Origin of the sequence: Nocardia sichangensis, from assembly GCF_047200615.1 — a bacterium.
In the GTDB taxonomy this organism is placed as follows: domain Bacteria; phylum Actinomycetota; class Actinomycetes; order Mycobacteriales; family Mycobacteriaceae; genus Nocardia; species Nocardia sichangensis.
Genome location: NZ_JBJZOK010000014.1, coordinates 153340 through 166427, shown reverse-complemented (window position 1 = coordinate 166427; position 13088 = coordinate 153340). Strand labels below are relative to the sequence as shown.

The window sequence follows — 13088 nt, the reverse complement described above, 5'->3', positions numbered from 1 at the left end:
GGACATCGGCGGTGGAGCACATCCTCTTCGTCGACATGACTCAGGCGGGCATCCATGTGCTGCGCCGTGCCGTCGAGCGCGGACACGCAGTGACCTTCATTCGGGGTGCGGCAGCGAACTACTACCACCCTGACGCGGCGTTCTTCGAGTTGCTGTCACGGTTGGACGAGGTCGTCGACATCCCTGATACGGCCGACGTGGACATGCTCACCGCGGCGATGGAGCGGGTGCACTCGAGGCGGTATGTGGACGCGGTTATCGGCCACTACGATCCCACTTTCGAGGCGCTCGCTGTCGCATGCTCGCGTCTCGGTCTGCCGTTCGCCTCGCCCCAAGGGATCATCAACGTCCGCGACAAGTCGCGCACCCGTGCGCTCATCGCGCAGGCGGGCTTGGCGTCGGCGAGATACGCCATTGTCGATGACCGGTCCAGGGTGCGCGAGCTCGCCGCCGGTGTCGGCTACCCTGCGGTGGTCAAACCCGTGGGCGGTATCGACAGCGTGTTCGCCCGGCGAGTCGCCGGCCCGGCTGAAGCCCAAGACGCCGTCGACGAAATCCTGCGCGCTGCCGCAGCGCCGGAGACGCCGGAGAAGATCCGGCGTTTGATCGCTCGGAAGATCCTGATCGAGGAATACATCGCCGGCGAGCTCGTTTCCGCTGAGATCGCCCTCGCCGGGGACCGATCTTGGGCTTTCCTCATCTGTGGCCGATCGCGCGGCAAGATCGATGATTGTGTCGAGGTGGGCGCAGTGCTTCCCGCCCCGATGTCGGCCGAGCGGGCCCGGGCGTGTTTCGACTATGCCGAAGCGGTATGCCGGGCAGTCGATCTCACTTTCGGCGTCTTCCATGTGGAAATGCTGGTCACTCCACTAGGTCCGGTACTGGTCGAGATCAATCCGCGGGCAATGGGTGGGGTGATGACCCCCATGTACAAGCTCCTCACCGGAACGGACTTCTGCGACTATGTTCTCGATCTGCACTTGGGACGCCCGTTGCAGCCCGCGCCTCTCGGCGGCACCCGCACCATCACCTCCCGTCGGCTCATGTCGGCGGGCCCCGCCGTCATTCCGCCGGAGGTAGATGTGGCGTGGGCCGCCGGCGGCGCCAGCGGAGTGGCCCACTTCGAAAGTTTCTTGCTCGAGCCGGGAACGGTGGTGGGTGAACGGGACTTACTGGGCCGATTCGTCGTCGAAGGCGAGACCTGGAGGGATGCCATGCATACGGCCAACGACCTGATGAAACGCCTGGAGAAGGACATCGGAGTGCCATTGATCGAGCCACAGCCGGTCGAGGGGGCGTCGTGCAGGTGATGGGTCCCACCGATCGACTGCGGTCGCAACCGTCGCGGATCACTGTCGCGGGATCATCGGGCTCGGGGAAGACCCAGCTGGCGCGCGCTCTCGGAAAGCTACTGGACCTACCGTACGTCGAACTGGACTCGCTGTACCACGGGCCCGGTTGGACGGTGCGCGACTCCTGGGTGCGCGACGTCATCGAGTTCACCTCCGGGCCGAAATGGGTGATCGAGTGGCAGGGCGATCCGGTACGGGAGCATCTGGCCCGTAACGCAGACGTGCTGATCTGGCTGGATCACTCGCGCGCTCTGTGCACCTACCGCGTCGTCAAACGGACGGTGCTCGGACGGATCTCCGGCCGGGAACTGTGGAACGGCAACACCGAGCGTCCGCTTCGCGAGGTGTTCACCGATCCTGAGCACATCATCCGGTTCGCGTGGCGTATCCACCCGGCCGTCCGACGCAAGGTAACAGCTTTGATCGCCGAACTGTCCTACCCGGACCTGCAGATCGTGCGTCTGCGTGGTCAGCGCCAGGTGGACGTGTGGCTGGACGGGCCGTTGCGACGGGCCATGGACAGGGGAGGACAGTGAACTCGGCAAGTGAGGAGTCCGGCGGGGAGCCGGCAGTCGGCGTCGGCGTGATCGGGCTCGGCGTGATCTCTCGATTCTATTCGACCGCGCTGGCGGACAGGCCGGACGTGCGGTTGGTCGGTGTGTGCGACCGTGACGCCACGCGCGCGGCAGCGAACGTGACATGGTACGCCGACTATCGGAAGCTGCTGGCGGTCCCCGATCTCGACGCCGTCGTCATCACCCTGCCAAACCAGCTGCATGCCCCTGTGGCCGAGGCTGCGCTGCGTGCGGGCAAGCATGTGTGCTGCGAGAAACCCCTGGCGACCGGCCCGGACGAGGCCGCCGCGCTGGAACGGTTGAGTGCCGAGGTCGACCGTGTGCTGTTCACGGCATTCCATCGCCACTACAACCGGAACATACTCGAGCTTCGTGACCGGCTGCGTGATCGACCGGCTCCGCGCAGGCTGACGCTGAACTACCGCGAGCGAATCGAAGAGCACTGTGGCCGGGACTCGTGGTACCTGGACCCTGGGCAGTGCGCTGGGTGCCTGGCCGACAACGGACCGAACGCGTTCGACACGGCTGTGCAACTGGTGGGCCCGATGCGGGTCGAGGAGACCGAACTACGCTGCGACGGCCGCGGTGTCGACCGGTGGGCGCGAGTACAGCTGCGTGCAGCTGCGGGAACCCGGGTGGAGGTGGCCTTGGACTGGAATTATCCGCACGGCGAAGACAAATCTGTCGAGGTGGAGTGGGACCCGGGCGTTGTCGAACGGGCCGACATGCTCGCGGGTTTTCCGGAGTTCAAATCTTCGCTGTTTCATGAATATCGGGGCGTCCTCGACGAGTTCCTGCGCACGGTGCGTGGTCGGTACACCAGGACCGACATGGGACATCCGGTCGCGATGTTGGTCGCCGCAGCCTACCGTGCGGGTTCGAGCCGATGACCTGGGTCAAGCTCGACGTGCAGGGCACCCTGGTCAAGTTGCTGTTCCACCGCCGCGAAGACCGCGGCATGGAGTTGATCCCGGAGACGAGTCGGTGTGTCCGGGAAGGAGAAGTGCACGAGCTGGTCACCACGGACCACGAGGACCTCTCCGGCGGCGCCCGGGTGGATCGGGTGGGCTTTCTCGGGTTCGTGCGGATCGACAACGCGGGCGTTATCGATGTCGGTGACCTGGCGCTGATCGGCGAGCGCTCGATAGGCGCCGTGGCAGGCTTCGACGCCTGCCACTTCCCGAATCACTACAACATCATCATCGAATCCGACCGAGTGCACACCGCGACAGATCTCGAGCTGATGGTGGGGCAGCAGATTCGATTCGTCGCCCGGGACCGCGGATGAGCCCGTTGGACACCGTAGTCGTCGGGTGCGGGCACGCGGCCACGTCGTTTCACCTTCCTGTGATAGCCGACCTGGTCGGGACCGGAATGGCTTCCGGCAGCATCACTGTCGTCGACCCCGCTGATATAGACGTGGCCGGTCTGCGCGGCAACCCGGTGCTTCGCCGCGAACTCGCCGCGGCCTCCGATCCCGATCGGACCGTCGTTCACGTGTGCACCCCGCCCTCCGCCCACGTCGAGACCGTGCTGGCTGCGCACAGGATGGGCTATCGGAAATTCGTGGTGGAGAAGCCGATGGCCACCACCGTCCCCGACGCTGAATGCCTGATTCGGCTGTGCCGCGACAGCGACTGCGAACTTCTCGTGGTGGCCAACTGGACGGCCAGCCTCCTGACCGACCGCATCCGTCAGGAGCTCGGTCGACGTGGCGACATGGGCCTGCGCGCGATCGCTGTCACACAGTTCAAGCCACGACTGGAACGAACTTTCGTCAACCGCGCGCACTCCTCGGCGCTGGATGTCGAAATGCCCCACATGGTCGCACTGGCTCTGTCGCTGATCGACGGCCCGTTGGTCACGGTCGGAGCCGCGACATCGGACTTGGTCGTCGGCCAGGCCCGTCATCGCGGCATGGGCTCGGCGACGATTGCTTTGCGCAGCGAGGACGGCGTGCCGGTGTGGCTGCATTCCGACCTCACCGCGCCCTGGCGGGAGCGCTCGATTCGGATCGACTGGGCCGATGGTCACCGTCTGATCGGTTTCTATCCCTGTGGCAGCGACGACCGTTACGCGCAGTTGCTGCTCGGGTCCGTCGACGGCCCGATGGCGGCGCCTCTGCTGTTCTACGACGACACCGTTCGACGTTTTCTTCACAACGCCTACTCGTACTTCGCCGGTGTCGGTCCGAAGGTGGGGTGCGACGTTCACTTCGGCGCCGCCGTCGTCGACATCATCGACACGGCACGGCGGCTCGAGCGGCCGATGGCCGTGCCGGTCGATTACACGCGGGGAAACCGGAGGCTGCAGTGACCGACCACGCTGAAACGATGACGGTTCCCTTCTTCGATGGGCGCCGATCCTTCACCGACGAATGGCCCGATATCGAAAGCCATCTGGTCGAGATGTTCGAGTACGGCAAGTTCTCCCACGGCCGCAAGACCGAGCAGCTCGAGCGTGCCGTGCGACTGTTCACCGGCGCGCGTTACGCCATCGGGATGAACAGCGGGTCCGACGCGTTGCTTCTATTGCTGCGCGCAGCGGGCATCGGACCGGGCGACGAAGTGATCGTTCCCTGCTACACATTCTTCGCCTCGGCATCGGCGATCTGCCACGCGGGCGCGACCCCGGTCTTCGTCGACATCGACCCGGAGACCTACGCCGTGGACCCGGCGGCTGTCGCGGCGGCGATCACCGAGCGAACCAAGGCCGTCATGCCGGTGCACCTGTTCAATCGTATGGCCGACATGAGCGCGGTCAGCGCGGTGGCTGCACGGCACGGCCTCTCGGTGATCGAAGACAGCGCGGAGGCCATCGGCATGTTCTACGACGGCGTCCACGCCGGCTTGTGCGGGGCGGGCGGTGTGCTGTCGTTCTTTCCGACCAAGACACTGGGTGCGCTGGGTGACGCGGGGATGGTGATCACCGACGATCCCCTGATCGCGGATCGCTGCGCGGTGCTGCGCCACCACGGGCGGATGGGGCAAACCATCGGGCGCATCTCCGGGATATCCAACGCCGCCTCGGTGTCCGGGACCAACAGCAAGATGGACGAGGTGCAAGCGTCGGTGCTGCTGGCCAGGATTCCTCGGCTCGATCGCGCGATCGCGCGACGGGCATTGTGGGCACGATTCTACGATCGACGGCTCGCCGACCTTCCCGGAGTCCGAATACCGGCCCGGCATACTCAGCGGCAGAGCAACCAGGTCTGGTACGTGTATCTCATCGAGGCCGAGGATCGCGACGGCCTCGCGGAACATCTCCGCCGACGCGGAATCGACACGGAAATCTACTATCCGCAACCCCTGCATCTGCAGCCCTGTTTCGCAGATTTGGGCTATCGGGAAGGCGACTTCCCGATAGCCGAACGAGCCGCACGGCGCGCGCTGGCGCTGCCGCTCTATCCGGACCTCACCGAGGAGGCAGCGGACTGGGTATGCCGAGCCGTCGCCGAGTTTGCTTGGAGTGTGCGATGACAACCTCGGTGCCGTTCTTCCCGCCGGACCTGTTCGGTGACGACAAAGCGGTCGCGATCGACATCATCCGTGCGGCGGGCACGGGTTCGAAACAGCGATTCATCCTCGGCGACGCCGTGCTGCGGCTGGAGCAGCGAATCGCGCAGGACACCGGGGCGCAGCACGCGATCGCCGTCGGCAGTGGCACCGGCGCGCTCATCGTCGCGGTGCATGCGCTGGGAATAGGCCCGGGAGACGAGGTCGTCGTCCCCGCCTTCTCATGTCAGCCGGTGGCGAGTGTTGTGGCCAATCGAGGGGGAATCCCGGTCTTCGCCGATATCGATCCGAGAACGCTGGTCTTGGACCCCGAACGTACCGAGCAGGCCGTGACCGAACGCACCGTTGCCGCCATGCCGGCGCACGTGTTCTCGATGATGGCCGATATGCCGGCCTTCCGTGAGATCGCCGCGCGCAACGACATTCGACTGATCGAGGATGCGGCCGTCGCGCAGGGCGCGCGTCTCGGCGGGCGGGCCGCGGGCCGGTGGGGTGACCTCGGCGCGTTCTCGTTCTTCCAGGTGAAGGCGTTGGGTGCCATCGGTGAAGGCGGCATCATCCTCACCGATGACGAGGAACTCGCCGATCGGTGCCGTGCGCTGCGCAATCACGGTCAGCGTCGACGCTTCGTGCACGAGGAGATCGGCTACAACAACCGGATGGACGAGGTGCTCGCGGATTTTCTCGTGCACCGGATATCCCAGCTGCAGCGGCGTCTGGACCGGCGCGCCGACATCGCGGCGTTCTATACGGAGCGGTTCGAGCCGTTGAGCGAACGCGGCCTGATTCCGCCACCGTCGGGGCGCGACGGCCGCTGCTACTACGTCTATGCGGTCCTGACCGACCAGCGCGACGATCTGCGACGTCACCTGTCCGACCACGGGATCGAGACTCATGTCTACTATCCGCTTCCACTGCCCAGCCAACCTGCGTTCGCCCGTTTCGGGCGGGGCCGGCGCTTCCCGAACGCCGAGGCGGCCGGCAGACGCAATCTCGCCTTGCCGATCTGGCCGGAGTTGACCGACGGCGACGTGGAGCACGTCGTCGATGCTGTGCTGGAGTTCTTCCGTTGACGGCGAGCTCGCGCCTCGGCGGAATCGGCGACGAGGCAGCTGTTCGTGTGGAAGACCAGGTGAAGGTGCACCGCGAGCTGGGCTGGCGCTGGCTGGAGTTGCGCACCGTCGATGGCGTCGCGGTCGGGGATCTGGACCTGGCCCGCGTCGAGCGGATAGCCGAACTCATCTCCGCCGCCGGGCTGTCGGTGCCCTGTGTCGACTCACGCATCGGCAACTGGTCGAGGCCGATTGATACGCCGTTGGCCCTCGAGCTGGTCGAACTCGACGCGGTGGCCGCACGCGCTCACCTGCTGGGCAGCCGCTACGTACGGATCATGTCCTTTCCCAACGCATCCATGTCCGACTCGGAGTGGGCCGCCGCTGTGTTGGACCGGATGCGGGCACTGGTGCGCCGAGCGGAGGACCTCGACGTCGTACTCCTGCACGAGAATTGTTCGGGTTGGGCGGCGTCGTCACCGGAACGTGCGCTTCGGTTGTTGGCAGAGGCTGACAGCTCCCACCTGCGGCTGCTGTTCGATGTCGGCAACCCGGTGGCGCACGGCTACAACGGGTCCAGCTACCTGGCGCGCACCATCGACTGGGTTCACCATGTCCACCTCAAGGACGCGCTGCCTCCGTCGGGCGATGGAGAGCCAGTGTTCACCATGCCCGGTGAGGGCGCTGCGGGCGTTGCCGACCGTGTGGCACAGTTGCTTCGCGCGGGATACGACGGTGTCTTCTGCATCGAGCCGCACCTGGCGGTGCTCCCCCACCTCCGCGGCGGTAGCGTCGATCCCGGATTGATGCGCGAGTCCTATCTCGAGTACGGCCGCCGCCTGCAGGCGCTGCTGTCCAGCCCAGGCGCCGCCTGATGATCTGGACAACCGAGGACCGGGCGTTGCTGCTGGATCTGCTCCGTTTCGACACGACCACCCCGATGGAATCCGGAACGGCCGGGGAACTGGCTGCGGCGCAGCGGCGTTACGCCGACGCGGCTCGCCTGCTCGGGTTCGGCGTCCTACACCACGCGTCCGCGTCGCCCCGGGCATTGTCCGATGTGGCCGTGCCGAAGGCGGTGTCCGACGTGGCTTCCGCGATGGGCGCTCAGTTCCTGGCCGCGCAGCCGAATCTCGTTCTGTCACTGGGCGACGCGTCGCGCGAGCGCACGATCGTCTTCAACTTCCACATGGACACGGTCAGTCCCTACCTGCCGGTGCAGGAGGAATCGGACATCGTGTTCGGCCGCGGAGCGGTCGACGACAAAGGACCGGGGGTCGCGTTGTTGGCGGGGATCCGGGCTGCGCTGCGGCGCGACGACAGCCTCGCCGGCCGTGTCCGGATCATCATCCACGTCGTCGGCGGCGAGGAGGGCGGCGCGATGGGCGTATACGGCACCCGCGCACTGGCCGCGATGGGATCGGTAGGCAGACTCAACGTCGTTGTCGAGCCGACGAGGGATCGGTATTTCGACCGTGCGACCGCGACCATGACGCTGCGGTTGACCGCTGCCGGGCGTGGCGGTACCGACGACGAGCCGAACACGGCCCAGAACGCTACGCTACTTCTCGGCTACCTTGCCGCTTGGTTCGGCAAGCGGGTGCTGCCCGTGGTCGATGACGCAGGCGGGCGTGGCTGTCTGGCGGGCTTGCACACCGGAACCACCCACAATCGTGTCTACGGGCATGGATCGCTGCTGCTCAACTTCGCGTACCCGGACGAGGAGACGGCGTCGATCGTCGAGCGGACCGTCGACCGGGAGCTCCCAGCTGCGCTGGAGGCGTTCACTACCGCATATGGTGGCCATCCGACCACCGCGGCGACGGCGCGCGCGGCCACCACCATGGTGCGGGGCGAGTGGCTCAAGCGAGGGCTGCCGACGCTGGACAACCGTGACTCGGCGATGGAACGACTGCTGCGCGAGGCGGGTTTCGCCCGCCACGACGACGCCACCCGACCGATCACCTGCGACGCCATCTGGTTGACGGTCCCGGACGGCTACACGATCGTGTGCGGGCCCGGGGATCTGGCGGCCAACAACGCTCATGGTGACGGCGAACATGTCGCGGTGGCCGATCTGGATGCTTTCGCCGGACGTGTCGCCGCCCTGGTGACGCAGTTCGCCGGAAAAGTCGATGAATGAAAGCAGGGTTATGTGAATGACGTTGTGGTTGTAGCGGAGTCGCTGCACGCCTGCTACCGGGCGGCCTTCGAGGCGATGGGAGTCCCGTCGCAGCACAGTTTCGTGTGCGCGGACGGACTGCACTATGCGGATCTGCACGGGATCAAGACCCATGGAGCGCAGGCGCTCAACCGGCTGTATCTGCGGATGCTGAGAGATCGCGAGGTGGATCCCGCGGCGGTGCCGACAGTGGTGAGCGAGCACGGGGGGACGTGCGTTGTCGACGGCGGTAACGGCGTCGGCTTCGTCGCCGCCGAGTTCGCGCTGCGACAGGCGATGTTTCGCGCCGGCGAATACGGTGTCGCCGCCGTCGCGGTGCGCAACAGTTCCCATTGCGGATGTATGGGGTGGTACACTGCGACGGCGGCGGAGCAGGGCATGATTGCCCTCGCGTCGACGAATTGCGGTACCCAGGGACTGATCCCACCACCCGGTGGCCGTGACCGATTGCTGGGGACGAACGTGGTGGCAGCGGGCGCCCCGGCGGCGTCCATGGCAGCGTTCAACCTGGACATGAGTGCCGCCGTCGTCGCCGCAGGCCGGGTACGGATGGCGCGCGACGAGGGAAGAGCGGTGCCCGCGGGCTGGCTTGCCGACGACGACGGAGACGCCGTGACCGACCCTTCCGCGTACTTCGATGGTCGAGCCCGACTGCAGTTTCTCGGCGGATCGCCCGTCACCGGCGGCTACAAGGGATACGGGCTGGCGATCCTCGCCGATACGCTCAGCGGCGTGCTCGGCGGGGCGGGTGTGGGGCCGGTGCCCCACCACGATCCGACTGCCCGCGCCGACGCGGACATCGGCCACTTCTTCTTGGCCATCGACGTTACGCGCTTCCGCGCGGACTTTCACGACGGCATGGACACCATGCTGCGTGCACTCGTCGACAGCACGCCGGTCGAGCGGGACCGGCCCGTGACCTATCCGGGACTGCCGGAAAGCCGGTACCGGGCCGGGTTGTCCGGCACGATATCCCTTCCCTCCGCGGTCGCGGTCGAGCTGTCGAAAGTGGCCGAGGAACTGGGAGTGCCGGGGCCGGAGGTGGTCCCATGACCGGGGGTGTCGCGGCGAGGCGCAGCACTGAGAAGGTCGCGGTGCTCGGCCTCGGCTATGTCGGTCTTCCCGTCGCGTTGGCGGCGGCCGACGCGGGACACGACGTGCTCGGGTACGACATCGACAGCGGTCATCTGGCCGACATTCGGTCGGGACGAACCGATTTGGTCGATCTCGATCATGCCCGAGTCGCCGTTCATCTCGAGTCGGGCTCATTGACGCTGTCGGCGAATCCGATGGACCTCGCCGCCGCACATGTGTACCTGATCTGTGTGCCGACGCCACTTACGGCCGGTAGCCCCGACCTGAGCATGGTGCTGGCGGCGGTCGACACGGTCGCGGACGCGGTTGGACCGGGCGACCTCGTGATACTCGAGTCCACGACGTGGCCGGGCACCACCGTCGACGTGCTTGCGCCCCGGCTGGCCGAGCGGAGCGGGCTCGCGCCCGGGGCCGATATCCACTTGGTGTTCTCGCCGGAGCGAATCGACCCGGGCAACGGCGATTACCCGTTGGCGCGTATTCCGAAGTTGGTCGGAGGCGTCACCCGCCGCGACGGGGAGCGCGCTGCGGCCTTTTACGAAACGTTCGTGGATAGTGTGCACATTGTGTCAGGTCCGTCCGAGGCGGAGATGGCCAAGATACTGGAGAACACTTTCCGGCATGTGAATTTGGCGCTGGTCAACGAACTCGCGATGCTGTGCAGTGCGGGCTCGATCAATCTCCGCGAGGCCATTTCCGCCGCCGCGACGAAACCGTTCGGGTTCATGCCCTTCTACCCCGGTCCAGGAGTCGGCGGACACTGCATTCCAGTCGATCCGATCTACCTCAATTGGAACGCCAAACGCACCGGATTCAGCCTACGGTTGATCGATGCGGCCGAACAGGTGAACCGCGCCATGCCCACCCATGTGGTCAACCGGGTAACCATGCTGCTCAACGACGTCGCGAAACCGGTGCACGGAAGTGAGGTACTGCTGCTGGGGATCAGCTATAAGCCCGGCGTCGCCGACGTCCGCGAATCACCGGCGTTCCCCATCGCCGAAAAGCTCGTCCGACTCGGCGCCCGGGTCCGATGGCATGACCCGCTTGTGCGCGACTCGCAGGATCTGCACGGCCTGCCCCGGATCGCGGAGCTGTCCGCTGCCGAAGTAGGCAAGCACGATCTCGCGGTGCTGCACACACCGCACCCCTTCTATACGGGTGCACTGCTGGAGGCCGCGCCGCTGCTTCTCGACCCGCACGGCGTGCTGGCGGCGGCCGCTCTGCCCAACGTCTTCGATCTATGACACATTTCGCTGGGCACTTCCAGGACGTCGCGGACGGTGGTGTCTGCTCGGGTGTGCTCTACCGGACCGGCTGGACCTTGGTGGCCTTGTGCCCGTCTGGCAGGTCACCTACCGAACTCTTCGGCAACCACATCGATCTGCGTAGCGACGCCGAGGCGGCGTCGCTACGACTGGGTCATCCCGCTACCAGGATTCCGATCGACCTGCCCGGCGCGGCACTGCGCATCCGCGCCGCAGCCACCGGCGAGCGTGAGTTGGCCGAGGTGTACCGGGATACGTTACGCCACTGCGGGTCTGCCTTCGCCGATGTCGCCGCTATGGTGGCAGAACGGGTGCCGGAGCCCACCGTCATCGGTTGTTCACTCGGCAAGGACCGCACCGGGTTGGCGGTGGCGCTGATCCTGACCTCCGTCGGTTTCCCGCTCGACAGCGTCGTCGAGCGCGACATGCGTGCGCGAGCCGCGATTCCGGCGTGTCGGCACGGTCTCAGCGCATACGCCCGGGCGCACAACACCACCCGCGTGGAGCTGACCCAGCGGTGCCGTACAGGCGGTCGAGCCCTACACCACGCCCTCACCGACATCGGTGCCCCGGACACTTTTCTGCTCGACCACGGTCTCACGCGTGGCCACCTCACGACCCTGCGCACGGCACTGGCCCCTAGATGGTGACCTGCTCGACCTCAGCTCCCAGCGAGCGCAGGCGCGCGACCAGGTTCCCATAACCGCGGTCGAGATGGTTCACGCCGCCGACGAGCGTACATCCCGGCAGGCTCATGGCTGCCGCGACGCAGACCGCCGTGCTTCTGGTGTCCTCCGGCATCAACCTCTGCGCGGTCGGCCGCAGCGGCACAGGATCGACGTGGAGCCGGCCATCGTGCACGGTCATCCGGGCGCCGAGCCGATTCAACTGCTCGGCGTAGTCGAAGCGGTGGCCCCAGATCAAGTCGCGAACCGTCGAGCGGCTGGTGGCGCCGTTCAGCAGGAGCGCGAGCAGCGGAGTGATGTCGGTGGAGATACCCGTCGACGCGGCGACCAGGGACCTGCCCGCGTAGGGGCCGCTCGGGGGTGCCAGCGTGACGCTGGTCTCCGACACCGACGGCCGGATACCCAGACCATCCAGAAACTCCAGTTCGCGATGCACGGCCGAGAACAGCCTCGCCGTCTCCGCGCATCGGGCAACGATCGTGCTGTTCGTGACCGCGGCGATGACCTGCCAGGTCGCGAATTCGACGGGGCAGGTCATCAACCGATGGGTCGCCGTACTCCGTGCCGTCGCGCCGGTCACCACCCAGCAGGCGTCCCGCTGTTCGATCTCGATCCCCAGCTTGCGAAGGATGCTGATGAGTTCGTGCTGAGCCTCCCGGCTGTGCGGATGCAGGATGATGCTGGTGCCGCGGGCCGCCGCGGCCATCAACAGGGCGGTTTTCGACGCGCCGGAGACATGCGGCCCCTCGGGTACTGCCGGATCGGTCGACCAGCGCCGCAGATCCACGGTGGCGGGTACGAGTCGGGGGGCCCGGACACGCACAACGCCGTCGTTCGTCCACTCCGCCTGCGCGCCGAATGCCTCCATCACTTCGAGCATGTGCCGCATCGGCCGGGCGAGACCGCGCTCGAATCGGCCGAACCTGTCGCCACCCGCCCCGGGGAAGGTCACCGATCCTCGGTTGGCTACCACCGCTGGCAACATATAGAGCGACCCGTGGATGCGGCGGGCGTACTCGGCCGGTACTCGATCGGTCGTGATCGCGCCGTCGACGACGATGCCCGCGTCGCTGGTTGTCACGGACCCGCCGAGGGCGCCGACGATCTCGGCCAGGGCGAAACGATCGGTGATCGCCGGAGCGTCGAGCAAACTGAGCGTTGCCCCGGTGGCGATGGCGGCGGCGAAGCCGAGGACCGTGCCGTGTTTGGTGCCGGGCAGATCAACGGTTCCCCGCAATCGATTCCCACCAACGATTCGCAGAGCCTGATCGTTCGTCACACCGCCAGAGGTTATGACCACCACGGCCGCCACGGCCATGTCGGTTCCACCTGACAAAACCGTGCGCGCGGAACCAGCCTGAAC

13 protein-coding genes are annotated in these 13088 nt (G+C 66.6%); 12 read left to right on the top strand and 1 reads right to left on the bottom strand.

All coding sequences use genetic code 11. The features are described 5' to 3' along the window. Positions 1-11 precede the first annotated feature (11 nt). Genes ACL03I_RS20780 through ACL03I_RS20725 form a run of 12 tightly spaced genes read left to right on the top strand, consistent with a single transcriptional unit; the run spans position 12 to position 11689 of the window. Positions 12-1310, top strand: a complete 1299-nt coding sequence (locus ACL03I_RS20780) for an ATP-grasp domain-containing protein (protein WP_412806753.1) — start codon at positions 12-14, stop codon at positions 1308-1310. Then, positions 1301-1888: a P-loop NTPase family protein gene (locus ACL03I_RS20775; RefSeq protein WP_412806752.1), complete on the top strand. Its 588-nt coding sequence runs from the start codon at positions 1301-1303 to the stop codon at positions 1886-1888. The genes ACL03I_RS20780 and ACL03I_RS20775 overlap by 10 nt, the downstream gene beginning before the upstream one ends. Continuing rightward, positions 1885-2817, top strand: a complete 933-nt coding sequence (locus ACL03I_RS20770; RefSeq protein WP_412806751.1) for a Gfo/Idh/MocA family protein — start codon at positions 1885-1887, stop codon at positions 2815-2817. The genes ACL03I_RS20775 and ACL03I_RS20770 overlap by 4 nt, the downstream gene beginning before the upstream one ends. Further along, positions 2814-3215, top strand: a complete 402-nt coding sequence (locus tag ACL03I_RS20765) for a DUF6917 domain-containing protein (RefSeq protein WP_412806750.1) — start codon at positions 2814-2816, stop codon at positions 3213-3215. The genes ACL03I_RS20770 and ACL03I_RS20765 overlap by 4 nt, the downstream gene beginning before the upstream one ends. Further along, entirely contained in the window at positions 3212-4243 is a 1032-nt protein-coding gene (locus tag ACL03I_RS20760; RefSeq protein WP_412806749.1) for a Gfo/Idh/MocA family protein, read from the top strand. The genes ACL03I_RS20765 and ACL03I_RS20760 overlap by 4 nt, the downstream gene beginning before the upstream one ends. 17 nt (positions 4244-4260) lie before the next feature. Beyond that, positions 4261-5406: a DegT/DnrJ/EryC1/StrS family aminotransferase gene (locus ACL03I_RS20755; RefSeq protein WP_412806748.1), complete on the top strand. Its 1146-nt coding sequence runs from the start codon at positions 4261-4263 to the stop codon at positions 5404-5406. Then, positions 5403-6515, top strand: a complete 1113-nt coding sequence (locus tag ACL03I_RS20750) for a DegT/DnrJ/EryC1/StrS family aminotransferase (RefSeq protein ID WP_412806747.1) — start codon at positions 5403-5405, stop codon at positions 6513-6515. Before ACL03I_RS20755 ends, ACL03I_RS20750 begins: the two co-directional genes overlap by 4 nt. Continuing rightward, a complete protein-coding gene (locus ACL03I_RS20745) occupies positions 6512-7369 on the top strand; it encodes a sugar phosphate isomerase/epimerase family protein (protein WP_412806746.1) in 858 nt (285 codons plus the stop codon). Before ACL03I_RS20750 ends, ACL03I_RS20745 begins: the two co-directional genes overlap by 4 nt. Beyond that, entirely contained in the window at positions 7369-8637 is a 1269-nt protein-coding gene (locus ACL03I_RS20740) for a M20/M25/M40 family metallo-hydrolase (RefSeq protein WP_412806745.1), read from the top strand. The genes ACL03I_RS20745 and ACL03I_RS20740 overlap by 1 nt, the downstream gene beginning before the upstream one ends. A 12-nt stretch (positions 8638-8649) precedes the next feature. Then, a complete protein-coding gene (locus ACL03I_RS20735; protein WP_412806744.1) occupies positions 8650-9729 on the top strand; it encodes an Ldh family oxidoreductase in 1080 nt (359 codons plus the stop codon). Continuing rightward, positions 9726-11018 carry a nucleotide sugar dehydrogenase gene (locus ACL03I_RS20730; protein WP_412806743.1) on the top strand — a complete coding sequence of 431 codons (1293 nt, stop codon included), beginning with the start codon at positions 9726-9728 and terminating at the stop codon, positions 11016-11018. The genes ACL03I_RS20735 and ACL03I_RS20730 overlap by 4 nt, the downstream gene beginning before the upstream one ends. Next, positions 11015-11689 (top strand): tyrosine-protein phosphatase, encoded by a 675-nt coding sequence (locus tag ACL03I_RS20725; RefSeq protein ID WP_412806742.1) that lies wholly within the window; start codon positions 11015-11017, stop codon positions 11687-11689. The genes ACL03I_RS20730 and ACL03I_RS20725 overlap by 4 nt, the downstream gene beginning before the upstream one ends. Here ACL03I_RS20725 and ACL03I_RS20720 read toward each other — a convergent pair. After that, positions 11679-13004: a hypothetical protein gene (locus ACL03I_RS20720; protein ID WP_412806741.1), complete on the bottom strand. Its 1326-nt coding sequence runs from the start codon at positions 13002-13004 to the stop codon at positions 11679-11681. The two genes, ACL03I_RS20725 and ACL03I_RS20720, sit on opposite strands and share 11 nt — an antisense overlap. Positions 13005-13088 lie beyond the last annotated feature (84 nt).

What these genes read in the sequence shown, in the direction of transcription:
- ACL03I_RS20765 (WP_412806750.1), top strand. Translation starts at nt 2,814, where the DNA reads ATGACCTGGGTCAAGCTCGACGTGCAGGGCACCCTGGTCAAGTTGCTG.
- ACL03I_RS20760 (WP_412806749.1), top strand. Translation starts at nt 3,212, where the DNA reads ATGAGCCCGTTGGACACCGTAGTCGTCGGGTGCGGGCACGCGGCCACG.
- ACL03I_RS20755 (WP_412806748.1), top strand. Translation starts at nt 4,261, where the DNA reads ATGACGGTTCCCTTCTTCGATGGGCGCCGATCCTTCACCGACGAATGG.
- ACL03I_RS20750 (WP_412806747.1), top strand. Translation starts at nt 5,403, where the DNA reads ATGACAACCTCGGTGCCGTTCTTCCCGCCGGACCTGTTCGGTGACGAC.
- ACL03I_RS20740 (WP_412806745.1), top strand. Translation starts at nt 7,369, where the DNA reads ATGATCTGGACAACCGAGGACCGGGCGTTGCTGCTGGATCTGCTCCGT.
- ACL03I_RS20730 (WP_412806743.1), top strand. Translation starts at nt 9,726, where the DNA reads ATGACCGGGGGTGTCGCGGCGAGGCGCAGCACTGAGAAGGTCGCGGTG.
- ACL03I_RS20725 (WP_412806742.1), top strand. Translation starts at nt 11,015, where the DNA reads ATGACACATTTCGCTGGGCACTTCCAGGACGTCGCGGACGGTGGTGTC.